We start from the raw sequence: 23,499 nt of genomic DNA, 5'->3' as shown, positions 1-23,499 counted from the left end.
CGATCAGTGTCATCGCCGGAGTGCGCGGGGAGTTGCCGCCGCACCGGTACACCCAAGCCGAGGTCACCGAAGCGTTCCTCACCATCGGCGGCTATGGCGAGTATGAAGAAATCCTTCGCAAGCTGCATCGCAGTGCCAAAGTCGACAATCGGCACTTCGTCCTGCCGCTGGATCAGTATCCCGCGCTGAAGGATTTCGGCGAAGCCAACGACCTGTTCATCGAGAACGCCGTCGAACTCGGCTCGGCAGCGATCGCGGGTGCGCTCGAGGAGGCCGGGCTGCGGCCGGAGGACGTCGATCTGATCGTGTCGACCACCGTCACCGGAGTCGCGGCCCCATCCATCGAGGCCCGGATCGCGGGCCGGTTGGGGATGCGGCCCGACGTCCGCCGGGTGCCGATGTTCGGCCTGGGCTGCGTGGCCGGTGCGGCGGGTGTGGCTCGGCTGCACGACTATCTGCGCGGTGATCCCGATGGTGTCGCGGTGCTGGTGTCCGTCGAGTTGTGCTCGATGACCTACACGGCGAACAAGCCGACGTTGCCCGGACTGGTCGGCAGCGCGCTGTTCGCCGACGGTGCCGCGGCCGTTGTGGCCGTCGGTGAACGCCGGGCGGAGAAGATCAACGCCAGCGGGCCCGATGTGATCGATTCACGTAGCCATTTGTATCCGGATTCGTTGCGCACCATGGGCTGGGACGTAGGAGCGGATGGTCTGGAGCTTGTGCTGTCGGCCGATCTGCCCGACGTCATCGAGCGTTACCTGCCTGACGACGTCACCGAATTCCTTGGCGCACATGACCTCGAGCTCGACGACATCGGCACCTGGGTCTGTCATCCCGGCGGTCCCAAGATCATCGAGGCGATCGTCAACAGCCTGAAGCTGCCCGAGGAGGCGCTCGAGCTCACCTGGCGCTCGCTGGCCGACATCGGCAACATCTCGTCGTCGTCGGTGCTGCACGTGCTGCGCGACACCATCGCCAAGCGTCCGTCAGCAGGTCCGAGTGTGATGATGGCCATGGGTCCCGGGTTCTGCTCGGAACTGGTGCTGCTGCGCTGGCACTGATGACCTGGTATGTGCTGCTGGTCGCAGCGGTGGCGGCCGAACGCCTGGCCGAATTGGTCGTCGCGAGGCGCAATCTGGCCTGGAGTCGCGCTCAGGGTGGTGTCGAGTTCGGGGCGAGTCACTACCCGCTGATGGTGGTGCTGCACACCGGATTTCTGGCCGGCGCCCTGGCAGAGGTGATCGGCCTGCACCGGCCGTTCCTGCCCGCCCTCGGCTGGCCGATGCTGGCGATAGTTGTCGGCGCGCAAGCCTTGCGGTGGTGGTGTATCACCACGCTCGGCCGGCAGTGGAACACCAGGGTCGTGGTCATCCCCGGTGCTGCGCGCGTCGACGGCGGTCCGTACCGGTTCTTCTCCCACCCCAACTATGTCGCCGTCGTCGCCGAGGGCATCGCCCTGCCGTTGGTGCACACCGGGTGGATCACCGCACTGGTCTTCACCGTGCTCAACGCGGCGCTGCTGCGCACGCGCATCCGCACCGAAAACGCCGCGCTGGCAAGCCTGTCGTGATCGATCTCCTGGTGGCAGGCGGCGGCCCGGCCGGTCTGGTCACCGCATTGCATGCCGCCCGGGCCGGGCTGAAAGTCACCGTCGTCGAACGCCGCCGCGCACCGATCGACAAGGCCTGCGGCGAGGGAATGATGCCCTACGCCGTGGGTCAGCTCGACAAACTCGGAATAGTTCTGCCCGGCAAGCCGTTTCGGGGCATCACCTATTTCGATGCCGCGCGGCGGGTGGATGCCCCGTTTCGCTCCGGTCCGGGTATGGGAGTGCGCCGAACCGCTCTGCACACCGCGTTGACAGATGCGGTGCAGGCCGCAGGTGTCGACGTGGTGGACGCTCGCATCGGCTCGATCACCCAGGACGCGGAATCGGTGCAGTGCGGGCCTTTTCGTGCTCGCTACCTCGCCGCCGCCGACGGCTTGCATTCGCCGATCCGGCGGTCGCTGGGCCTTTCTCGCCCCAGCGGCGGGTCACGGCGGTGGGGCCTGCGGCGGCACGTGCGCATCGCACCGTGGAGTGACCGTGTCGAGGTGTACTGGGGTGACGGCGCCGAGGCCTACGTCACGCCGGTGGCCGACGACTGTGTGGGCATTGCGATCCTGACCGCGCAGCAGGGTTCGTTCGAGAGCAGGCTGGCCGAATTCGGTGCGCTGCGCGAGCGGGTCAACGGATGTTCGCACGGCCCAGAGCGGGCAGCGGGTCCGCTGCGGCAGCGGGTGGCCGGGCGCCGAGCAGGCCGTGTCCTTCTGGTGGGCGACGCCGCAGGCTACGTCGACGCGTTGACCGGTGAAGGGCTCGGCATCGCCTTCGGCGGCGCCGAGCTGTTGGTGAATTGTGTTCTGGCGGAACGGCCGGGCAACTACGACCGGCAATGGCGGCGGATGTCGCGGCGCTACCGGCTGCTGACGGCGGGCCTGCTGCAGGCCGTCGAGTTCGGTCCCACCCGCTCCGCGGTGGTGCCTGCGGCGGCAGCGCTGCCGAGCGCGTTCGGCAAGATTGTGAACCTGCTGGCCTACTGACGGCGTAGGCTGCGCCGCTATGAGCAACGGCCCGCATGGAATCGCGGATATCGCGGACTGGAATCGCTTGCTGGAGGGCCGCGTTGCGGTCGTGACGGGCGGCGGCGACGGTATCGGCGGAGCGATTTCGGCGCTGTTCGCCGCACACGGCGCCGTCGTCGAGGTCGCCGAGATCGACCCGGTCCGCGCCGAACGCATCAGCCGCGAGGTGACGGCGGTCGGCGGGGTGATCCGCAGTCACGTCGTGGACGTGACCATCGACGACGATGTCACCCGTCTTGCCGATGCGGTGCTGGGCACACACGGGCGGGTGGACGTCGTGGTCAACAACGTCGGTGACTACCGGCCGCTGGTGGGCTTCGAGGAGTCGACACCCCAGACCTGGCAACGGATGTACGACGTCAACCTGCGCCATGTCTTCGCGGTCACCCGTGCCTTCGTCGGGGCGATGATCGCGGCGGGCAGCGGCAACGTCGTCAACGTCCACTCGGTGGAAGGCATGCGCGGCTTTCCGCGCGATCCGGTCTATGGCGCGATGAAAGCTGCTGTCGCACATTTCACGACGTGTCTGGCGGTCGATCTGGGCCGCCACGGAATCCGCGTCAACGGCATTGGCACCGATCTCACCCAGACGCCGCAGGTGGACTATCTCACCGGTTACGAGGACGTCGAGCACCTGTGGCAGTCGTGGGCGCCGGTCGGTCGGGTCGGGTGGCCGGAAGATCAGGCGCGGGTGGCGCTGTTTCTGGCCTCAGAGCTGTCAGGTTTCGTCACCGGTCACAACATCCCGGTCGACGGCGGGACGAAAGCCGGTGGTGGATGGCTGTTTTCGCCGCGCGCCGGCCGTTTCGTCAACCGGTCCAAGCACTTGTAGGGTCTCGGCGCGCGGAGTGCCCCGTGGAGCAGTGTCCGGCGGTTCCGCCGGATGCCGTCCGATCGGCGCGCTGCTGAGCGGCCTTGCTACGGCGTTGCGCGCTCGGTGTGGACGCGACCGTCGGGGCTGGCCGGGACGGAAGGCCTGGCCCAGCTGCGTGTCCGGCGGTCGGGACGCCAAGAGCCCCTGCGATGGTCTTCACCACTGCGTTGACCACGCTACTCACCTGCTGTACAACGAATTTCGGCACAACGAGGGCCTGATCGATCAGCTGACGGATGAAACACCTGTACGCCCTGCAGGAACGGATTTGCCGGCATGTATGGCGTCACGTCGAAGGGCGCGGCAGTGCCGTCCGCCAGATCGGCGATCAACGCGGCGACGGTCTCGGCCGCCAGTTTGGGGTCCAGTTGGTTGTGAAGATGCCGACGTTGGCCTCGTCGTCGAAGGCACCGGTTGCGGTGTCGCGCGTGGTGCAGATGAACATCGGGCCGGAGCCGGTTACCTGCTGCCAGGCGACCACGCTGGTCGGCAGACCGTATTCGGTGGCCCACAGTGTGCGGTCGGCGTCGCCGTTGGCCGCCATCAAGGCGGATGGCCGCGACCTGTTCGATGGGTTCGCCGGGCATCGTGCCCTTGGAGAACGGGGTCACATAGTGGTAGGGGTGAAAGGACAGCGCGTCGAAAAAGCCATGTGCCCCATCGGCATACATCTGGTTGACGAACTTCACCGGGCTGGTCGACACACCCGGGATGTTGCCCACCGCCCCCACACGCCGCCGATGACGGTGGCGTTCGGGTCGACGGCCTTGATCGCGGGGTACGCGGCTGTGAGCAGGTCACCGTCGTCAGGGCTCGCGTGGCCGCCGCGAAGCGGCAGGATCAGCAGGCATACGCAGCACCCCCGACGTTTGCGCCCTGTGTCGGCAAACACTAGCTCGGGCCCGGTGTGCCGATTCGGTCCGCCGGGTTGCGGGCCATCGGTAGCCTCGAAGTCGATGGCTAGGGAGGTCGCATGACGACGGAGGGCGGCGAGAGCGGCCTGGCGTCGGCACTGGGGGCGGCACCGGAGTTGATCACCGTGCGCGCCGAGGGATTGGCGCAGATGGAGGTGTTCGCGGGGTGCCGGCCCGAGCTGCTGCGCCCGCTGGCCGAACGGCTGCGGCCGTTGCAGGCGCCGCCGGGCCGGGTCCTGATGCGGCAGGGCGAGCAGGCGGTGTCTTTCCTGCTCATCGATACCGGCCGGGCCGAGGTGCGCCACGTCGGCGACGACGGTGAAATCGTCCTGGATTCGGTCTCCGCCGGTGTGATCGTCGGCGAGATCGCACTCCTGCGTGACAAGCCTCGCACCGCGACCATCACCACCACCGAGCCGCTCACCGGCTACATCGGCGATCATGCGGCGTTCGAGACCATGGCCGAGCTGCCGGGGATCAGCGAGCGGCTGGTCCGCACGGCCCGGCAGCGGCTGGCCGCTTTCGTCACTCCGATCCCGGTGATTCTCAAGGACGGCACCGAGCTGTGGCTGCGTCCGGTCTTGCCCGGTGACAGCGCGCGGACGTCGAACGGCCCTGTCGAGTTCTCCTCCGAGACGCTCTATCGCCGGTTCATGTCGATGCGGGCACCGAGTATGGCGCTGATGAACTACCTGTTCCAGGTCGACTACGTCGATCACTTCGTGTGGGTCCTCGTCGACGGTGCGGACGGCCCGGTAGTCGCCGACGTGCGGTTCGTCCGGGATGAGGCCGATCCGTCGGTGGCCGAGATCGCGTTCATCGTCGGCGACGCGTATCAGGGCCGCGGCATCGGCAACTTCCTGATGGACGCGTTGATCATCGCGGCTCGGGTCGGAGGAGTGAAGCGATTCACGGCGCGGGTGCTCGGCGACAACCTGCCGATGCGGACAATCCTCGATCGCTTCGGCGCGCACTGGGAGCGCGAGGAGCCCGGAGTGGTGACCACCGAGTTCGACGTCCCGAAAGGCAATGGGATACATATTGATCCGGAGCTCGCCACCGAGATCCGCAGTATGGCGCGCCAGGTGTTGCGGGCGATCGGGTGACATGGTTAAGCCTGCGCTGAACAAGGACACCCGGTTGTGCATCTCGCTGGCTGCGCGACCCAGCAACATCGGCACCCGGTTCCACAACTATCTCTACGAGCAGCTGAGCCTGGATTTCATCTACAAGGCTTTCACCACAACCGATATCGCGTCCGCGATCGGTGGCGTGCGGGCGCTGGGGATTCGCGGCTGTTCCGTGTCGATGCCGTTCAAGCAGGATGTGCTGGAGCTGGTCGATCGTGTGGAGGATTCCGCGCGGGCGATCAACGCGGTGAACACGATCGTCAACGACGACGGTGTGCTGACCGCGGCCAACACCGATTACACCGCTGTGCAGCGGTTGATCGCCGAACACGGCCTGGACCCCGACTCGGCGGTGGTGATCCGCGGCAGCGGCGGGATGGCGAGCGCCGTGGCAACGGCGTTCCGGGACAGCGGATTCGGCGACGGAACGATCGTGGCCAGGAACTCCGACAGCGGTCCGGACTTGGCGCAACGGCTGGGCTACGACTGGCGCAGCGAGGTCGGCGAACTCCGCGCTGCGGTGATCGTCAACGTGACGCCGATCGGAATGGCCGGCGGCCCCGAGGAATACGAGCCCGCCTACGCCGACGACGTGATCGCCGCCGCGCGTTCGATTTTCGACGTCGTGGCGCTGCCGTCGGAGACGCCACTGATCGCCGCCGCGCGGGCGGCGGGCAAGCAGGTGATCACCGGCGCCGAGGTGATCGCGCTGCAGGCGGCCGAGCAGTTCGAGCGGTACACCGGAGTTCGGCCCACCCCGCAGCAGGTCGCCGAGGCGTCGGCATTCTCGCGGGCCTAGTTCCCGAGTAGTCGTTCTGGGTGGTGGTAGGTGTTGGTGCCTGCTGCGAGTGGGAGTTGTGGCGGTGGGATCCATTCGGTGTCGCCGTTGGGGAGTTTTCGGGTTTTCCAGCCGTGGTCGAGCAGACGGTGGTCGGCGGGGCAGGCCAATGTGAGTTTGTCGATGTTGGTCAGGCCGCCGTGGGCCCATTCGTCGACGTGGTGGACCTCGGTGAGGTATCCGGGTTTGTCGCATCCGGGGCGGGTGCAGCCGCGTTCCTTGTTGTGCAGCATGATCCTTTGATCAGCGGACGCGACGCGTTTGGTGCGGCCCAGCCACAGCGCTTGGCCTCGGACCCCGTCGAAGAGGGCCAGGTAGTGGTAGGCGTGGCTGGCCATCCGGATGACGTCGGGGATCGGCAGCAGGGTGCCGGTGCCGGTGGCGGTGACCGCGTGTCCGGTCTTGGCCTGAATGTCCTGCAGGGTGGCTGAGACGATCATCGTGACCGGTAATCCGTTGTGCTGCCCGAGTGTCGGGTCACCGAGCTGACCGCGGACCAGGGCGGTGAGCGCGTCGTGCTGGCGTTGGGCGTGGCTACGCAGGTCACGCTCGGCCACGTCGGTCGACGGGGCCAGGGTGGGGGTTTGGTCGGCGGGGTTGCACGCTCCGGGGCTGGCGAATTTGGTGAACCAGCCGTCGAGCAGCGCCCGCAACTCGGGGTCGGCGATCAGCCGCCCGACACTCATGCCGTCGACCTGTTGTCCACCGCACCAGGTGAATCCGCGTTTGCGGGCCCGGTCGTCCTCGGAGAACACCCCGTCGGGGTTGAGGTGCAACGCCAGCCGGTGGGCGATCTTGTCCACCTGATCGGGCCGCAGCATCGCCGCGTGCTCGGCGAGGGTGCGTTCGGCCTTCTCCACCTCCACTGCGGGGACATGGTCGGGCAGGTCGCGGAAGAACCTCTGGATCACTCGCAGATGCTCACCGTCGAGCAGTCCGGCGTGCCAGGCCGCCGCGGTCTCCGGCAACAGCGGGGGTAGTGGCTCGCCGGTCAACGCCCGCCGCGGCGCCAGCTGCTCGGCATCACGGATCCGGCGTTTGGCCTCGCGCGGACTGATCCGCAACACATCGGCCAGCGTGATCGGCACCGGCGGGCAACCCTCGAACTGCTCCAACCGCCCCACCACCGCGTGCGAGACCGCGACCTGGCGGCGGCGCGCGGTCTCCAACCGCGCCAACACCGCGAATCGCTGCGGTGGATCCAGCACATCGAGATCGACTGCGGCCAACGCCTCGACAACATCGTCGAGCGCCTCCAACACCGCATCGATCGAACCCATGATTAGAACACTAGTTCGAACCACCGACAACGACCGACGCCCAAAACCGATCTGTGGATGAACGCGGAACTGTGGACTACCCCACTACGTGAGCTGGCTGGCCGCGTATTCGTTGGGCCGATTCTTCTTCATCCGCAATCGAATTGGCACCTACTCCCAATGAAAAAAGCGGCTGCCGGCGCGCGAAGCACGCACCGACAGCCGCCCCCACGACACCGATCAGGGAGTGATCGTCGTCTTCTCGTCGATGACGTTGGTCGCGTCCATCAGCGGACCCTCCTGCCCGTCAAGCGCGTCGGCGTTCATCTGCAGGACGTACAGACCGTCCTTGCCGGGAATCACGACCGTCTTCTGGGCGATGATTCGTTTCTTGCCGTCTTTGGTGTAGTTGCCACCGAGCTGGACGGCGTCGAATCCGCTCAGCGTGCTCTTGGTGGCGCCATCGCCGAGCGGCGTCCACCCCGGCAGGTTCTGCAGCTCACCCGGTGCGAATTCGAGAACCTTCGCGGGGTCGACGTTGCCGGTCAACTTGGAGACGATCGCGATGATGCTCGGCGGATCATTCTTGTCCTGCGGGCTGTCGAAGACGATCGCCCCGTACGCCCAGTCCGGGGTCTGCTGGCCGGCGTCCGACCACCCTGGCGGCATTGCCAGATCGATGTTGGGAGAACCGGGATCGCCACGCTTGACCGGCGTCTCGGTGATCTGGTTCTCCTTCAGGTAATCCTGGATGGTCTTGTTCGTGCCGGCGGCTGGCGCCGGACTTGCCGACGTCTCAGTGGATTTCGACGTCGACGTCTCAGTGGACGTCGAGGTGGAGGTGGAGGTGGACGTCTTGCTGTCGTTCTTGCTGTCGGAACCGCACCCGACGAGCGCGAAACTCAAGGAAACGGCGGCCAGGCCCGCCGCGGCTACCGCCGTCATCTTGTTCATCGAACGAGGTCTCCTTTTGTTGTGGCGCGCCGTTGCCGGCGGCCAACCAAATTCGATTGAGCAGCTTAGTGCCCTTCACAGCGAAACCATGTGGATCTCTGTGAAACCGCTTTTGCCACGGCACTGGAGAAACAGGCGCACCATGGGCTGAGGCCGCGAAATTGCAATGGCGCAGCGTGGTCGCGGTGGTGGGTCGGGTGAAGCCACCATGGGCGTTGCGCGTGGCGTGTGGGGGGCGCCGTGGGCACCATGGGCACCTTTGTGCGCTTGCTATGCCTGGCCGTGTCGGCCGCCGCGGCGGCGTCGGTGACAATCACTGTTCAACTGGCGGCCACCACCGCACTGATCATGGGCGGCACCGGACACCCTCTGGTGGGCGAGTCCCCGGCGTTCGTCGAGCAGTACACGCAGAGCGCGCTCGACCTGTTCATCGCCCCCACCGGCGCCGTGCGGGCCGATTCGACCGTGCCCGGCACCTATAACCGGGTGGCCGTCGGCACCCCCGAACAGTTTTGGCCGGTGGCCGGCGCGGACCGCTTCGACGAGTCTGTCGCGGCAGGCGCCGACAATCTGGGCAACTGTCTGCAGGGCCGAACATCCTGCGAGGCAAGGCATCTCGGTGCTGAAGGCCCTGCATTGGATTACGTAGTCTTCGGGTATTCGCAGAGCGCGAGGATCGCCTCGATCGTCAAGCGCGACCTCATCGCGCAGTATCGCGACTCCGTCGGCACGACACCGGCCGTCTCGTTCGTGGTCGTCAGTAACCCGAACCGGCCTAACGGAGGCTTTCTCGAACGTTTCGCGGGCCTCTCCATCCCTTTCCTCGGGGTCACGTTCGATGGTGCGACACCCACTGACAGCTGCGATGCCGGCGGCACCGACTGCCGATTTCCGACCGCCGACATCGCGCAGCAGTACGACGGCTGGGCCGACTTCCCCCTGCGTCCGCTGAACCTGGTGGCCGACCTCAATGCACTGGCCGGAATCGTCTACCTGCACGAGCACTACACCGTCTCCGTCGCAGGTGCGTTGAATCAGGGCACCACCGGTGACACGACGTACTACCTGCTGCCCACACAGCGCCTGCCGCTGCTCATGCCGCTCGCCCAGATCGGCGTACCGGCGCCGATCCTCGACGTCCTCGACGCGCCCCTGCGGGTGATCGTCGAATGGGCCTACGACCGCACCACCAGCCCGGGTGAGCCGACCCGGGCGACGCTGGCGAATCCGACAAACCCGGCGACCATGGTCCGGGATCTCCTCACGGCGATCCCCGTCGGGCTGGACGACGGTCTGCAGGAGGCGGATTTGGGGCGCCCGCTCGGAACGACGCCTGCAGGACCGTTCGGAGTCGGCGGCGCAACGCTTCTCGCCGGGCCGCCCCCGAGCAGTCCGGCGCCCGCCGCGCGGGGCGCCACGGTGCGACCACACGGCGCCGCGGGCCCCAAGCCCCGCGCGCTGCCGGCCCGATCAGCGCGACCACAGCCCGGAGGCACCATGCCGGCGCACGCCGGCGTCGGTCGCCAGCGGACCCGGTTCTGACCACTGTGTGACGACCGGTGCAGGCGCGCGTTTGCAGATCTTGCGCATGGGTAAGTTGGCGCCATGGGAAAGTCCATCGTCGCAACTTCATTGGCCACCGCCGCGGCCGCCGTGACCGGCAGCATTGCCAGTCGCAGCGGTGTCGAGACCTGGTATCCCCGCATTCGGAAACCCCGCTACGTTCCGCCGAACGCCGTGTTCCCGGTGGCGTGGACGACGCTGTACGCCGATATCGCCGTCACGTCGGCGGCAACGATCGACAAGCTGAGAGCCAACGGCGAGGACGCCAAGGCCCGCAGCTACATCGGCGCGCTTGGGGTCAACCTGGTGCTCAATGCCGGCTGGAGTTGGCTGTTCTTCAAGTCTCACAAGCTCGGACCGTCAGCGGTGGCGGCCGGCGCGCTTGCCGTCAGCAGCGCCGACCTGGCGCGCCGGTCCGCCGCCGCGGACCCGAAGTTCGGCGCGGCGCTGGCGCCCTACCCGTTGTGGTGTTCGTTCGCGACGCTGATGTCGACGGACATCTGGCGCCTCAACCGCTAGATGTACTCGGCTAGGACGTTGGCGTCAGTCTGCTAATCGGGGGTTGGCCTCCGAGGGCTGAGTGGCGTCGTCGATTGTTGTAGTCCTCGAGCCAGGGTGCAAGGGCAGCGCTGCGAGCGTCGTTGGTGGTGAATATCTGCTGGTAGGCCCACTCGGTCTGCAGGGTGCGGTTGTAGCGCTCCACTTTCCCGTTCTGCCAGGGGCAATGCGGCTTGATGAAGACGTGCTTGGCGCCCAGGCCTGCGATGACAGCCGCGACATCGGCGGAGCGTCGATAACTCCAGTGGTTGTCGGTGATGAGTCTCTCGATGGTCGGGATGCCGTGGGCGCGGAAGTACTCGGCGGCCCTGGCTAAAAACTCACCGCACGTCGCTCCCTTTTCATCGGGCAGGATCTCTGAGTAGGCCAGCCGCGAATGGTCGTCAACGACGGAGTGCACGTAGTCGAACCCGATGCGCGCGTTCCTCTGTGCAGCAGATCTGCTCTTGGCTCGGCCGTGAGCCTTCCATCCGCCTCCGTCAGGGATGCGGCCAATCTTCTTGACATCCATATGAATTAGTTCTCCGGGGCGTGCCCGTTCGTAGCGGACCGCGGTCGCTTTCGATGACCGGATCACGTCACCGGTCAGCGGGTCGCAGTCCCTCAGATACGGCAGCTGGTGGCGGCGCAAGATCGCCGAGATCGTGCGGGCCGGCAGACCGAGTTCGGCGCCGATCCAGTCCTGGCCCCGCCTACTGGCGCGGCGCAGTTCGAGGACCGCATCTTCAATGACAGCTGATGTGCGGCGCGGGCAGCGGTGTGGTCGTGAGGAGCGATCCGACAACCCGGCAACGCCTTCATCGCGAAACCGGCGCACCCATCGGTGAGCGCACTGGCGCGACACTCCTAATTCGGCAGCGACATGAGACACCGGTCGGTGTCCCTTAACGATCCGCTCAACGAGCAGCAGACGACCATGAACGGTCAAACGGGCATTAGCGTGGGACACGAGGACCTCCGTGGACTGGTGAAGACGTCAGACATCTCCACTAAGCCCGGAGGTCCTCCCTACAGCAATAGCGATCCGTCACCAATGTCTAAGCCGAGTACAGCTAGATGTACTCGGCTAGAACGCCATCTCACGCGGCGCGAAGCGGTCGGTGATGTCGCCGATCAGCGATTGGTCGTAGGGGTCGACGGCGACCGGCGTGTCATCGAGCTTCAACCGGTCCATGTCGACCCACACGACGTTGGGGCTGGTGGTCAACTCGAAGAAGTACATCCGGTTGGTCAGGTCGGTCACCGTTCGGTATTCGGTGTTGTAGACGCCGAAGTCGCCGTACGGCGCGCCGAACGGAACCGACACATTACGCATGATCGCCATCACGCTCGCGATCGCCTCGCGCTGTGAACCCGGGGTGGGCAGCAAGGCGCTGTAGTACGCCGCGCGCTGGAACCGATCGACCGGGTTCACGTTCCCTGGCAACGGCATCTCCCGGCTCGGATGGGAAAAGTCTTGCAGGGAAAGCAGATTCAGCTGCTCGTCGTAGGTGGGATCGTTGGTCATCAACGTGAACTGGCGGCCGTGGTGGACCACCGCCCGGCCTTGGGCGAACTCGATGATCGCCGAGTCGCCACCGGCGTCCTCGAGCGCGACGTGCAGGTTGGCGTCACGTCCGTGGGCCGACACCTTCACCGGCTGGATCTCGTCCATCAGCCGCAGTGCCTCGGCGACCGTGTCCGCCTGATCCAGCAGATACTGCAACCACAGTCCGGCCTGCACCCCGGGTTTCGCCGGGTCGCGCGGGCCGAAGTCCGTTTCGTTCAGGTACAGCCCGTGGCCGGCGAGACCCGCCTCGTTGAGGCCGTCCACGGTGCCCAGTCCGTAGACGGTCGTCACCAGGCTGGCGTAGCGGCTCGTCCAGCGCAGCGGATTCGGGTCGGCGACGATTCCGGTCGGCCGGCTGCCGTCGCGGTCCCGGCCGCTGGGAAACCCGACGATCAACGGTTGCGTCGACTCCGGCCAGTCCATCGAGCGCCCGGTGAGGACCGCTAGGTCATTGGTGTTCCACAGCACCCGAGTACACATGGCTGACAGATTAGCCCGCGAGGCACGCGCATCAGCCGGACGATCAGTGGTATCAAAGCCCCGTGCGGCGGCTGATCGTCTGCCTGACGACGACACTGTGCCTGGCGACGGGCCTCGGTCTGGCGGCGTGCGCGCAGCGCACTCCGGCTCCGCCGACGTCGTCCTCGTCGACGGCGGCGACCGGCGCGGGTGCGATCAACCCGGCCAACATCAAACGCATCCGGTCGTCGCTTCCGGCCGGCTACGAGATCGCCGACCTGGCCGGGCCGGTGAGCGCTGCGGGCTTGTGGGGCTTCGGATCCGGGTGGACGGCGGCCCCACCGCAGTGCGCGGCGCTGGCGGACCCGGCGCCCGCCGATCCCGGCGCCCGTGGCTACTCGGCATCGGGGGCGGGCGGGACCGTCTATGTCGTCGTCGCGATGCCCGCCCAGCCGGCGCCGGATGACGCTGTGATCGGTGACTGCGCCAGGTGGACGATGACGTTCGCGCACACGACCGGTGACGTGACCCTGGCGCCGCCGTCTGAAGCGCCCGGCATCGACGGTGCCCGGACCGTCGCGATGACAGTCATCACCCGCACGGTCGTCGAGTCCGGCACCGAGACCGACGGGCAGGCCGTCACCGCGCAGGCCTACCTGGACGGCCACGTCGTGTACGTCACCCTGGTCACCGATCCCGGATCACCGCATCCGGCACTGGATTCTCATTTCGTCGACGGTCTTCTGGTCGCGACGGTCGCTGCCCTGCGCGGCTGAGTGGCAGGTACATTGGCCACGATGGTGAAACCCGGCGCGGTCGTAGCAGTGCTGTGCGCCGGACTGGCGGTGGCGTGTTCATCGGGCGCACCGGCTGAACCGAAGGCCGATATCGCCAAGGTGACGACGGTGAAGTCGAGCTTCGGCCCGGACTTCACGGTCTCCGAGGTCGCCAAGACCGGAATCGACCCGCATGTGCTGGCCGGCCAGAAACTGCCCGACGGCCTGACCTTCGATCCGCCGTCCTGTGCGAAGTACGCCACCGGACAACTCGTGCCGCAGGGCACCCAGGGCAACATGGCGGCTGTGTCGGCCGAGGGTCAGGGCAACCGGTTCATCGTGATCGCCGTCGAAACCGATGCGGCGGTGCCGGTGACCGAACCCGGGCCGGACTGCCGCAAGGTCACCTTCAGTGGCAGCGCGATGCGCGGTTTGGTTGAGTCGGTCGAGGCGCCGGCGATCGACGGCACCACAACATTGGGGGTGCACCGGGTGCTACAAGCCGTGGTCAACAACCAGGCGCGCACCGGCGAGACGTACAACTACTCCGCCCATTTCGGGGTCTATCAGGTGATCGTGAGCGCCAACCCGCTGGTCCTGCCCGACAAGCCGATCGTGCCGGTGAACACCGGACGGGCCCGCGATCTCCTGGTCGCCGGCGTCAACGCGATCCGGGGCTGACCTCAGCGCACGTCGCGCGGGCGGAACTGGATGCTGATCCGCGGTCCTTTGGGCAGCGCGGTCTTGGGAACGGCGTGCTCCCAGGTGCGTTGGCACGAACCACCCATCACCAGAAGGTCGCCGTGGTGTTGGGGAAGCCGAAGCGACTGACCGCCGCCGCGGGGTCGCAGCGCGAACACCCGGGTGGCGCCGAGGCTGACGATCGCCACCATGGTGTCCTCGGTGCTGCTGCGGCCGATCGTGTCGCCGTGCCAGGCAACGCTGTCGGCGCCGTCGCGGTAGAGGCACAGCCCGGCACTGGTGAACGGCTCACCCAATTCGCCGGCGTAGACGTCGTTGAGGCGACGGCGCAGCTTCGTGATGGCAGGGTTCGGAGGCGGCTCGGTCAGCAGATCGTGGAAGCTCACCAGGCGCGGAACGTCGAGGACCCGGTCATACATCTGCCGCCGTTCGGCGCGCCAGGAGACGTCGTCGAGCAGGGCGCCGAACAACGCGTCGGCGTCGTCGACCCAGGCCGAGCGCATGTCGATCCACGCGCCGGCTCCGAGCTCGCGGCGCTCACTGTGCTCGAACAGCGCGCCCTGAACCGGGACAGACACAAGCTCGAGGATATCGCACGTTTGTTCGATGCTGAAGCTTAGAAGCTAGAGTTTCGCCGCCCCGGGACCGTGTCCGGCGAGGACGTCTTCGGGGTTGGACAGCGCGCAGCTGCGCAAGCTGAGGCAACCGCAGCCGATGCAGTCGGCGAGGTTGTCGCGCAACCGCTGCAGATGGCCGATCCGCTCATCGAGGTCGTCGCGCCAGCCCGCCGACAGCCGGGCCCAGTCCCGGCTGGTGGGAACCCGGTCGATCGGCAGTGTGGCCAGTGCTTCGCGGACCCTGGCCAGAGGGATGCCGAGACGCTGGGACATGCGGATGAAAGCCACCCGCCGCAGCGTGTCGCGAGGGTAACGCCGCTGGTTGCCGGAGGTTCGGCGGCTGCTGATCAGGCCCTCGCGCTCGTAGAAGTGCAGTGCCGAGATCGCCACTCCGGCTCGCGCCGCGAGCTCGCCGGGCCCCAGTTCGTGCTCGGTCACTCCTCGACGATAGATCAGCCGGCTGAGGTGTTGTTACGGTGCTATTTGTGACTGCCGCCGTACTTGGCTCCAACTCCGAGGTCGGGACGCTGCGGGTCGTGATCCTGCACCGTCCCGGTGCCGAACTGCAGCGGTTGACCCCACGCAACAACGACAAACTGCTGTTCGACGGTCTGCCGTGGGTGGCGCGGGCACAGCAGGAGCACGACGCGTTCGCCGATCTGCTGCGGTCGCGGGGCGTGGAAGTGCTGCTGCTGTCCGAATTGCTGACCGAGGCGCTGGGCAGCGGGGCGGCCAGGATGCAGGGCATCTCTGCGGCCGTCGATGCGCGCCGTCTGGGATTGCCTCTGGCGCAGGAACTTTCGGCCTACCTGCGCGGCCTGGAGCCGGCGGCGCTGGCGCATGTCCTGATGGCGGGTATGACCTTCACCGAATTGCCCTCGGGCGCAACGTCGGACATGTCGCTAGTCCGGCTGATGCATCACGGCGGCGACTTCGTCATAGAGCCGCTGCCCAACCTCTTGTTCACCCGCGACTCGTCGTTCTGGATCGGCCCTCGGGTGGCGATCACCTCGCTGGCGCTGCCCGCGCGGATGCGCGAAACCTCACTCACCGACCTCATCTACGCCCATCACCCGCGTTTCCTCGGTGTGCGCCGCGCCTACGAATCGCACACGGCGCCGGTGGAAGGTGGTGACGTGCTGCTGCTCTCGCCCGGCGTGGTGGCCGTCGGAGTCGGGGAGCGCACCACCCCGGCAGGTGCGGAAGCATTGGCGCGCAGCCTGTTCGACGACGGGCTGGCCCACACGGTGCTGGCCGTCCCGATCGCCCAGGAACGGGCCCAGATGCACCTGGACACCGTATGCACGATGGTGGACGTCGACGCACTGGTGATGTATCCGGCGATCAGTGACTCGCTGTCGGCGTTCACCATCAAGCGCACGCCCGACGGGGTGAAGATCCTCGACGAGGCGCCGTTCGTGAAGGCGGCTGCCGACGCGATGGGCACGGCGTTGCGGGTCATCGACACCGGGCTGGACCCGGTGACCGCCGAACGCGAGCAATGGGACGACGGAAATAACACCCTGGCGGTGGCCCCCGGCGTCGTCGTCGCCTACGAGCGCAACACCGAAACCAATGCCCGGCTGCAGGATTCAGGTATCGAAGTCCTACCGATCGCCGCTTCCGAGCTCGGCACCGGTCGCGGCGGTCCGCGATGCATGTCATGTCCGGTGGCTCGGGACCCGCTGTGACCGATCTGCTGATCGACGGCAAGCTGCTCCCCGGCGGGGCGGGCACGTTCGGCACCGTCAATCCCGCCACCGAGGAGCGGATCGGGCTGGCGGCCGACGCGGACAACGCGGACATGGACCGCGCGATCGGCGCCGCGCGCGCCGCGTTCGACCACGGCGACTGGGCCCGCGACGTGGCGCTGCGGGTGCATTGCCTGCGTCAATTGCGTACGGCTCTGATCGCCGAGATCGAGGAACTGCGCTCGGTCACCGTCGCCGAGGTGGGCGCCCCGGTGACCTTCACGTACGGCTCACACCTCGAAGGCCCGGTCAACGATCTGGCATTCCCGGCCGACACCGCCGAGAGCTATTCGTGGAAAACCGATCTCGGGGTGGCGTCCCCGATGGGTATCGCGACGCAGCGTTGGCTGGTGCGTGAGCCGTACGGGGTCGTCGGCGCGATCACACCGTTCAACTTCCCGCATCAGATCAACTTGGCCAAGCTGGGACCGGCGCTGGCGGCCGGCGACACCGTGGTGCTCAAGCCGGCTCCCGAGACCCCGTGGTGCGCCGCCCACATCGGCCGGATCATCGCCGAGCACACCGACTTTCCGCCGGGTGTGGTCAACATCGTGACCGCCGGCGATCCCGGTCTGGGTGCGCAGTTGTGCCGGGACGCCCGGGTGGACGTGGTCTCGTTCACCGGGTCGACGGCCACCGGCGCCGCGGTGACGGCCGCTGCGGCCGGCAACATCAGCAAGGTTCTCCTCGAACTCGGCGGTAAGTCGGCGTTCGTCGTGCTCGACGACGCCGACCTGGGTCGGGCATGTGGCGCGGCGGCCGTCGCGGTGTCCCGGCACGCCGGCCAGGGCTGCGCGTTCACCACCCGGTTGCTGGTGCCGCGCCACCGGTACGACGAGGCCGTGGATGCCACCGCCGCGGCGATGGGCGGTATCGCGGTCGGCGATCCGACCGATCCCGCGACGGTGTGCGGCCCGCTGATCTCGGCGCGCCAGCGTGACCGCGTGCAGGGCTATCTGGATCTGGCGTTGGTTGAGGGCGGGTCGTTCGCCTGTGGAGGGGGTCGTCCAGGCACGCTGGACCGCGGATACTTCATCGCGCCCACGGTGATTCGCGGTCTTGACAATACGGCCCGGACGGCGCGGGAGGAGATCTTCGGGCCGGTGCTGGTGGTGCTGGCGCATGATGGTGACGACGACGCGGTCGCCATCGCCAACGACTCGCGCTATGGGCTGTCCGCCGCGGTGTGGAGTTCGGACCCACAGCGTGCGGCCTCGGCGGCGGCGCGGCTGCGGACCGGAACGGTCAGTGTCAATGGGGGAGTGTGGTATTCGGCCGACACGCCGTTCGGCGGCTATAAGCAGTCGGGCAACGGCCGCGAGATGGGGGTGGCCGGCTTCGCCGAATACCTCGAGACCAAAGTGATCGCCACGGCGGTGGGCACGGCGTGACCGGACTGCCGTTCGATCCCGACGCGCTACGCGCCCGTTATGCCCGGGAGCGCGAGATCCGGTTGCGCCCCGATGGTATCGGTCAGTACGTCGAGGTGGCCGGCGACTTCGCCGGGTTCGCATCCGACCCATGGTCCGGTGCACCCGAACCCCGCGAGCCGGTCACCGACGAGGTCGACGTCGCGATCATCGGCGCCGGGTTCGGCGGTCTGCTGACCGGTGCCCGGCTGCGGGAACTCGGCGTCGCCGACATCAGACTGATCGACAAGGCTGCCGACGTCGGCGGCACCTGGTACTGGAACCGATATCCCGGCATCGCCTGCGATGTCGAGTCCTACGTCTACATGCCGCTGTTGGAGGAAGTCGGCTATCTGCCGACCGAGAAGTACGCCAAGGGCCCGGAGATCTTCGCGCACTGCCGGCGCATCGCCGAGCACTACGATCTTTATCGCAATGCCCTGCTGCACACCGAGGTCCGGCAGATCCGGTGGGACGAGCCGAGCGAACGATGGATCGTGGAGACCGATCGCGGTGATGCAGTCCGCGCCCGGTTCGTCTCGATGGCCAACGGCTACCTGCAGAAGCCGAAACTGCCCGGCATCCCCGGCATCACGTCGTTCGCCGGGCATACCTTCCACACCAGCCGGTGGGACTACGGGTACACCGGACAAGACCTGGAACTTTTGGCCGACAAGCGAATCGGGATCATCGGCACCGGCGCGACGGCTGTGCAGTGCGTCCCGCACCTGGCCCGCGCCGCCGGTCATCTCTCGGTGTTCCAGCGCACGCCGTCATCGGTCGACGTCCGTGCCAACCGGCCCACCGACGCACAGTGGGCCGCCACGCTGACACCCGGCTGGCAGCGGCGTCGGATCGAGAACTTCCAGCAGCTCACCGCCGGCGGCGAAGCCGGCGAGGACCTGGTGGCCGACGCCTGGACCAGCACCGTCAAGACGCTGCTGGTGATGCAGGATGGCGAGCTGGCCGACTTCGCGAAGATGGAGGAGGTCCGCGCGCGGGTCGACGCGACCGTCGCCGATCCGGCCACCGCCGAGGCGCTCAAACCGTGGTACGGCTACTTCTGCAAACGCCCGTGCTTCCACGACGACTACCTGGCAACATTCAACCGCCCCGACGTGACTCTGGTCGACACCCACGGCCACGGCGTCGAGCTCATCACCGAGCGCGGTGTCGTTGTCGACGGCGTCGAGCACGAGCTCGACTGCCTGATCTTCGCGACCGGATTCGAGGTGGGTACCGACTATTCGCGGCGCACCGGGTTCGAGGTGGTCGGCCGCGACGGGCGCACGTTGACCGACAAGTGGCGTGACGGCGTCCGGACGCTGCACGGCCTGATGGTGGCAGGCTTTCCCAACCTCTTCGTCGAAAGCATCGCGCAGTCGGGCTTCACGGTGAACTTCCCCTACCTGCTCGACGTCCAGGCCACCCATGTCGCGTGGATCATCGCCGAGAGCTTGGCGAGCAACGTGACCCGCGTCGAATCGACTGCGGCGGCCGAGGACGGCTGGGTGAACATCGTGGTGGGCAGATCCGCGGGGACCGCTGACCGCGCCCGGAACTGCACCCCGGGGTACTACAACCGGGAGGGCATGGCCAACGCCACCACACGGCAGGGCAGCTTCTTCTACGGCACCCCAACCGAATACGCCGACATCTTGGCCGCGTGGCGGCAGGACGGCACGCTCGACGGGCTCGAGATCTCTCGTGGTGGCAGGAGATGAGAGTTCGGTACCTGACGGGCCGACTGCGGGCAGCGGTGCGGCACCGGTCACCCCGGGTGGCGATCATCGGCGCCGGGTTCGGCGGGCTGGCCGCTGCGGTCGCGTTGCGGCGCATCGGCATCGACGACATCGCGATCATCGAACGCTGCGACGGTGTCGGGGGCACCTGGCGGCTGAACACCTACCCCGGTGCGGCGTGCGACATCCAGAGCCACCTCTACTCGTTCTCGTTCGCGCCCAACCGGAACTGGAGCCGCACCTACGCCCGGCAGCCGGAGATCCTGGCCTACCTGGAGTCGGTGGCCAAGGACTTCGATCTGGAACGGCACCTGCTGACCGGCACCGTGGCGCGGAGCATGCGCTGGAACGAACGAGCGCAACAGTGGCATCTCGACCTTCAATCGGTAGGTACCGGAAGCGAATTCGCGTTCTCCGCCGACGTGGTGATCAGTGCCGTTGGTCTGTTCGGGGAGCCCAAGCTGCCCGATATCGACGGGTTGATGGATTTCGGTGGGTCGATCATGCACACCGCGCGCTGGGATCCGCGCGCCGACGTCACCGGCTGCCGGGTGGCGGTCATCGGCACGGGAGCCAGTGCGGTGCAGGTCGTTCCGGAACTCGCGAGGGACGCCGACGCAGTGACGGTCTTCCAGCGCACACCGCCGTGGATGGTGCCCAAGGACGATCGCGCATTCACCTCCGATGAGCTCCATCGCTTCCATCGCATCCCCTGGGCCGGACGTCGCGAGCGGTGGCGGCTGTGGAAGGAGCAGCACGACAACACCGCGCTGCGACTCGATGACCCCCGGGTGACCGGGCGGCAGGGTATCGCCGAAGAGTTCCTGCGCCGCAACGTCACCGACGAACACCTCCGCGAGGCGCTCACACCGGACTACCCGTTCCGCTGCAAGCGGGTGCTGCTCGGCGGCGACTACTACGCCGCACTGCAGCAGGACAACGTGTCATTGGTGACCGAACCCATCGAGAAGGTCACCGAGGACGCTGTGTGCACATCCTCGTCGACCACCGAGGCCGACGTCATCGTGCTCGCGACCGGGTTCCAGACCAGTCGCTACCTCGCAGGCATCGAGGTCATCGGCCTCGGAGGGCAGTCGCTGCACGACCGTTGGGGCGAGGACCCCAGCGCGTACCTCGGTGTTGCGGTGAGCGGGTTCCCGAATTTCTTGATGCTGTACGGGCCCAACACCAATCAGGGCGGCAACTCGATCGTGTACATCCTGGAGGCAGGGGCCCGGCTGGCCGCCGACGCGGTGGCGCGGCTCCGCCGCAAGGGCGGCACGCTGGAGGTGGACCCGGAAGCCGAGCGGCGGTTCAACGATGAAATCTCCGCCGAACTCGAACAGACGGTGTGGACGCAGTGCGGCAGCTACTTCCGCTCACCCGATGGTCGCATCGTCACGCAATGGCCCTACACCGAAATCGAATACGCCCGCCGCACCTGGCGATTGAAGCCCGGCGACTGGATTCACCGGACGGGCGGTCACAGTCCCAGCGGCCAGGACCCGATCACGTCCTCGTCCTCCAGGTGACCCAGGTCCTGATCTGTCAATCCCAGTGCATCGGCGAGGATGTCCGCGTTGTGCTGTCCCAGCAGCGGAGCCGCCGCAGAGACGAAGTGCCCGGTGACCGGCGGCCGGGGGTAGGGTAGCTGTCCGCACAGCGGGTGTGACACCGTCTGGAAGAACCCACGTGCCTTCAGCGAGGGGTTGTCGATCACGTCGGGCGGCTGCAGAACGGGTGCCGCGGGTATCCCGGCGGCGAGCAATGCTGCGACGGCCCCGTCGCGCGGCCGGGTCGCAAGCCACTCGGCGAGATGGCCGTCGATGAGGTCTGCCGTATCGGCGGTGTAGCTCACGCCGTCAGCCCAATCCGGTTGACCGAGAACTACTGTCAGCGCGGCCCAGTCGGCGTCGTGGCGGATACTGACCGCCGCCCACTGGTCAGTCCCAGTGCAGGCGTACACGTTCTGCACGGCGAACTCGTGCCCGCGGTTGCCCCGCCGGGTCAGCAGCACACCGGCGGCGTCGCGCTCGATCACCTGCAGCGCACTGGCGTTGAGCACCACGTCGATCATCGGCACCTCGATCAGCTGCCCGTGCCCGGTACGCCGGCGGTACTCCAAGGCGGCCAGCGTGAGGAACGCGGCGTGCACTCCGGCCAGCGGGTCGCACGCACCGCGCGGGGCGGTCGGCAGGCCGTCGGGATAGCCGGTGATCCAGGCCAGTCCCGCAAGCTGCTCCATCGTCATCGCGAAGCCCACCCGGTCGCGCCACGGGCCGTCGAGGCCGAACCCGGGCATGCGGACCTCGATGATCTGCTCGTTGAATCCGCGCAGCGCCTCGTACCCCAGCCCGAAGTTCTCCATCACCCTGGGCGTGAAATTCTCGATCACCACGTCAGCCTGAGCGACCATCCGGCCGAAAAGTGCTCTGCCATAATCAGATTCCAGATCCAGGGTCACCGAGCGCTTGCCGGAGTTGACGCCGTGGAAGACCCAGCTGTATTCCCACCACCGTTCGACGTCCGCGCGGAACCCGCCGGCGAAGCGCATCCCGTCCGGGCGCTGCACGGACTCGACCTTGACCACGTCGGCACCCAGCATCGCGAGCAGATGGGTAGCGGCCGGGCCGGCCCAGAACGCGGTCAGGTCCACGATCCGGACACCGTCGAGCGGCAGGCCCGCGCGGTCCGGCTTCTCCCGTGGCGTCCAGTCGGCCACGGTGTCACCGACAGCGGGAGGCAACGCAGGCGGCAGTGGCGGCGTGCGACTCATCCGCCACGGCGGCCCCGGCGCGCGGAACCCGGCGGGATGATCGACGAACGACTTCCGTGCGACGAAATGATCCATCCCGGATAGTGTTTCACCGTTGCCGATGGCCGCCATCGGGATGCGGAACAACTCGGCCAGGTCGACGATCTCCGCGACGGTGTGCGTGGCGAACCAGTCGCCGATGCGGGCCCGGATGAGGTCGCGCTGTTCCCAGCGGCCCACCTGGAAACGCAATTCGGGAACGTCGGCCAGGTCGGGGCAGTCGACCATCGCGCAGAAGTCCTGCCACTGCTGACCGGTGGCCATCGAGATTCCGACGTAACCGTCCTTGGCGCGCTCCACCGACGGCACCTCGGTCGAGCGGCCGACGACCTCGAGAAGCATCAATTCTTTACGCAGCCAGGAGAACACCTGCATCGACGTGGTCATCGCCTCCAGCACCGACATGTCGAAGCTGCCGCCAGAGCGGTGCGCGGCGACCGCGAAGAATGCGGCGTAACTACCGGCGATGAACTCACCCAGGTCGCCGCCGACGGCGATCGGCGGCCGGTCCGGCTCTCCCCGTGACCCGGTCGAGCCACACCAGGCTTGCATGGTGAATTCGGTGGCGGGCAGCTCCGTCCAGGGACCACTCCAGCCGAAATTCGACACCGTGACCACCGGTGTTGTGCAGCAGGCGATCTCGTTCGCCGTCAGGCCAATTTCGGCGGCCTGCTCCGGGGTGGCGCCGAGGATCACGATATCTGCGGAGTCCAGCAGCGCGGCGGTGACCGTGTGTGCAGCGATGCTGTGTTTGCCGCCGGCCAGGAACGAGAAGAACGGGCTGTCGCCGTCGGATGCCGTGACACCTGTGGGCCGGTAACGGCGCAGCCGATGACCGGTGGGGGGTTCGACCATCACCACCTCGGCGCCGGCGTCGCGCAGCAGCTTGCCGCAGTAGGCGGTGGCGATCCGGTCGCCGATCTCGAGCACCCGGATACCCGACAGGAGAGCCGTCATGCGGCGC

22 protein-coding genes are annotated in these 23,499 nt (G+C 67.4%); 14 read left to right on the top strand and 8 right to left on the bottom strand.

What is annotated here, in order from left to right; translation table 11 throughout:
• Positions 1 to 2 precede the first annotated feature (2 nt).
• The 4 genes from Y900_RS07945 to Y900_RS07930 are packed head-to-tail and all read left to right on the top strand — an operon-like array spanning position 3 to position 3,457.
• Positions 3 to 1,061, top strand: coding sequence for a type III polyketide synthase (locus Y900_RS07945; protein WP_036346161.1), 1,059 nt, complete (start codon positions 3 to 5; stop codon positions 1,059 to 1,061).
• Positions 1,061 to 1,570, top strand: a complete 510-nt coding sequence (locus Y900_RS07940) for an isoprenylcysteine carboxyl methyltransferase family protein (RefSeq protein ID WP_036340971.1) — start codon at positions 1,061 to 1,063, stop codon at positions 1,568 to 1,570. Before Y900_RS07945 ends, Y900_RS07940 begins: the two co-directional genes overlap by 1 nt.
• Positions 1,567 to 2,583 (top strand): NAD(P)/FAD-dependent oxidoreductase, encoded by a 1,017-nt coding sequence (locus Y900_RS07935; RefSeq protein ID WP_036340968.1) that lies wholly within the window; start codon positions 1,567 to 1,569, stop codon positions 2,581 to 2,583. Before Y900_RS07940 ends, Y900_RS07935 begins: the two co-directional genes overlap by 4 nt.
• 19 nt (positions 2,584 to 2,602) lie before the next feature.
• Complete coding sequence (locus Y900_RS07930) at positions 2,603 to 3,457, top strand: SDR family NAD(P)-dependent oxidoreductase (protein WP_051659953.1); 855 nt, start codon at positions 2,603 to 2,605, stop codon at positions 3,455 to 3,457.
• Positions 3,458 to 3,675: 218 nt separating this feature from the next.
• Here Y900_RS07930 and Y900_RS32115 read toward each other — a convergent pair whose 3' ends face one another.
• Complete coding sequence (locus Y900_RS32115; protein WP_131536116.1) at positions 3,676 to 4,203, bottom strand: hypothetical protein; 528 nt, start codon at positions 4,201 to 4,203, stop codon at positions 3,676 to 3,678.
• A 269-nt stretch (positions 4,204 to 4,472) separates the two neighbouring features.
• Between Y900_RS32115 and Y900_RS07920 the strand changes: the two genes are divergently transcribed.
• Positions 4,473 to 5,519 carry an acetyltransferase Pat gene (locus tag Y900_RS07920; protein WP_081845028.1) on the top strand — a complete coding sequence of 349 codons (1,047 nt, stop codon included), beginning with the start codon at positions 4,473 to 4,475 and terminating at the stop codon, positions 5,517 to 5,519.
• 1 nt (position 5,520) lies between these two features.
• A complete protein-coding gene (locus Y900_RS07915) occupies positions 5,521 to 6,342 on the top strand; it encodes a shikimate 5-dehydrogenase (protein ID WP_036340962.1) in 822 nt (273 codons plus the stop codon).
• On the opposite strand, the gene Y900_RS07910 is transcribed toward Y900_RS07915, so the two are convergent.
• Complete coding sequence (locus tag Y900_RS07910; protein WP_036340960.1) at positions 6,339 to 7,661, bottom strand: HNH endonuclease signature motif containing protein; 1,323 nt, start codon at positions 7,659 to 7,661, stop codon at positions 6,339 to 6,341. The two genes, Y900_RS07915 and Y900_RS07910, sit on opposite strands and share 4 nt — an antisense overlap.
• Before the next feature lie 219 nt (positions 7,662 to 7,880).
• Positions 7,881 to 8,594, bottom strand: a complete 714-nt coding sequence (gene lpqN, locus Y900_RS07905) for an envelope biogenesis lipoprotein LpqN (protein WP_036340957.1) — start codon at positions 8,592 to 8,594, stop codon at positions 7,881 to 7,883.
• 249 nt (positions 8,595 to 8,843) lie between these two features.
• On the opposite strand from lpqN, the gene Y900_RS07900 reads away from it, so the two are divergent.
• Both Y900_RS07900 and Y900_RS07895 read left to right on the top strand, forming a co-directional pair.
• Complete coding sequence (locus Y900_RS07900) at positions 8,844 to 10,136, top strand: PE-PPE domain-containing protein (RefSeq protein ID WP_051659952.1); 1,293 nt, start codon at positions 8,844 to 8,846, stop codon at positions 10,134 to 10,136.
• A 63-nt stretch (positions 10,137 to 10,199) separates the two neighbouring features.
• Positions 10,200 to 10,676 carry a TspO/MBR family protein gene (locus Y900_RS07895; protein WP_036340954.1) on the top strand — a complete coding sequence of 159 codons (477 nt, stop codon included), beginning with the start codon at positions 10,200 to 10,202 and terminating at the stop codon, positions 10,674 to 10,676.
• Between the two features lie 10 nt (positions 10,677 to 10,686).
• Here Y900_RS07895 and Y900_RS07890 read toward each other — a convergent pair whose 3' ends face one another.
• Together Y900_RS07890 and Y900_RS07885 are read right to left on the bottom strand one after the other, a co-directional pair.
• A complete protein-coding gene (locus tag Y900_RS07890; protein ID WP_036338172.1) occupies positions 10,687 to 11,664 on the bottom strand; it encodes an IS481 family transposase in 978 nt (325 codons plus the stop codon).
• A gap of 117 nt (positions 11,665 to 11,781) precedes the next feature.
• A complete protein-coding gene (locus tag Y900_RS07885; protein WP_036340951.1) occupies positions 11,782 to 12,744 on the bottom strand; it encodes a bile salt hydrolase in 963 nt (320 codons plus the stop codon).
• A gap of 62 nt (positions 12,745 to 12,806) precedes the next feature.
• Here Y900_RS07885 and Y900_RS07880 point away from each other — a divergent pair, with 62 nt between their 5' ends.
• Entirely contained in the window at positions 12,807 to 13,499 is a 693-nt protein-coding gene (locus Y900_RS07880; RefSeq protein WP_237752526.1) for a DUF5642 family protein, read from the top strand.
• Positions 13,500 to 13,520: 21 nt separating this feature from the next.
• Positions 13,521 to 14,180: a DUF5642 family protein gene (locus Y900_RS07875; protein ID WP_036340948.1), complete on the top strand. Its 660-nt coding sequence runs from the start codon at positions 13,521 to 13,523 to the stop codon at positions 14,178 to 14,180.
• Between the two features lie 2 nt (positions 14,181 to 14,182).
• On the opposite strand, the gene Y900_RS07870 is transcribed toward Y900_RS07875, so the two are convergent.
• On the bottom strand, positions 14,183 to 14,779 hold the full coding sequence (locus Y900_RS07870) for an alpha-ketoglutarate-dependent dioxygenase AlkB (protein WP_036340946.1): 597 nt from the start codon (positions 14,777 to 14,779) through the stop codon (positions 14,183 to 14,185).
• A gap of 45 nt (positions 14,780 to 14,824) precedes the next feature.
• Positions 14,825 to 15,256, bottom strand: coding sequence for a redox-sensitive transcriptional activator SoxR (gene soxR / locus Y900_RS07865; RefSeq protein ID WP_036340944.1), 432 nt, complete (start codon positions 15,254 to 15,256; stop codon positions 14,825 to 14,827).
• Between the two features lie 47 nt (positions 15,257 to 15,303).
• Between soxR and arcA the strand changes: the two genes are divergently transcribed.
• From arcA to Y900_RS07845, 4 genes are read left to right on the top strand one after another with little or no spacing between them, the layout of a single operon-like run.
• Positions 15,304 to 16,509, top strand: coding sequence for an arginine deiminase (arcA, locus tag Y900_RS07860; protein WP_036340942.1), 1,206 nt, complete (start codon positions 15,304 to 15,306; stop codon positions 16,507 to 16,509).
• Positions 16,473 to 17,960: an aldehyde dehydrogenase gene (locus Y900_RS07855; protein ID WP_036340940.1), complete on the top strand. Its 1,488-nt coding sequence runs from the start codon at positions 16,473 to 16,475 to the stop codon at positions 17,958 to 17,960. Before arcA ends, Y900_RS07855 begins: the two co-directional genes overlap by 37 nt.
• Positions 17,957 to 19,702 carry a flavin-containing monooxygenase gene (locus tag Y900_RS07850; RefSeq protein WP_081845027.1) on the top strand — a complete coding sequence of 582 codons (1,746 nt, stop codon included), beginning with the start codon at positions 17,957 to 17,959 and terminating at the stop codon, positions 19,700 to 19,702. Before Y900_RS07855 ends, Y900_RS07850 begins: the two co-directional genes overlap by 4 nt.
• Positions 19,699 to 21,252 (top strand): flavin-containing monooxygenase, encoded by a 1,554-nt coding sequence (locus Y900_RS07845; RefSeq protein ID WP_051659951.1) that lies wholly within the window; start codon positions 19,699 to 19,701, stop codon positions 21,250 to 21,252. Before Y900_RS07850 ends, Y900_RS07845 begins: the two co-directional genes overlap by 4 nt.
• Here Y900_RS07845 and Y900_RS07840 read toward each other — a convergent pair.
• Complete coding sequence (locus Y900_RS07840; protein ID WP_036340937.1) at positions 21,204 to 23,492, bottom strand: CaiB/BaiF CoA-transferase family protein; 2,289 nt, start codon at positions 23,490 to 23,492, stop codon at positions 21,204 to 21,206. The two genes, Y900_RS07845 and Y900_RS07840, sit on opposite strands and share 49 nt — an antisense overlap.
• Positions 23,493 to 23,499: the final 7 nt, after the last annotated feature.

This window comes from Mycolicibacterium aromaticivorans JS19b1 = JCM 16368 (genome assembly GCF_000559085.1).
Lineage (GTDB): Bacteria > Actinomycetota > Actinomycetes > Mycobacteriales > Mycobacteriaceae > Mycobacterium > Mycobacterium aromaticivorans.
The sequence above is the reverse complement of the archived record's forward strand: the minus strand, read 5'-3'. Positions and strand labels throughout refer to the sequence as shown.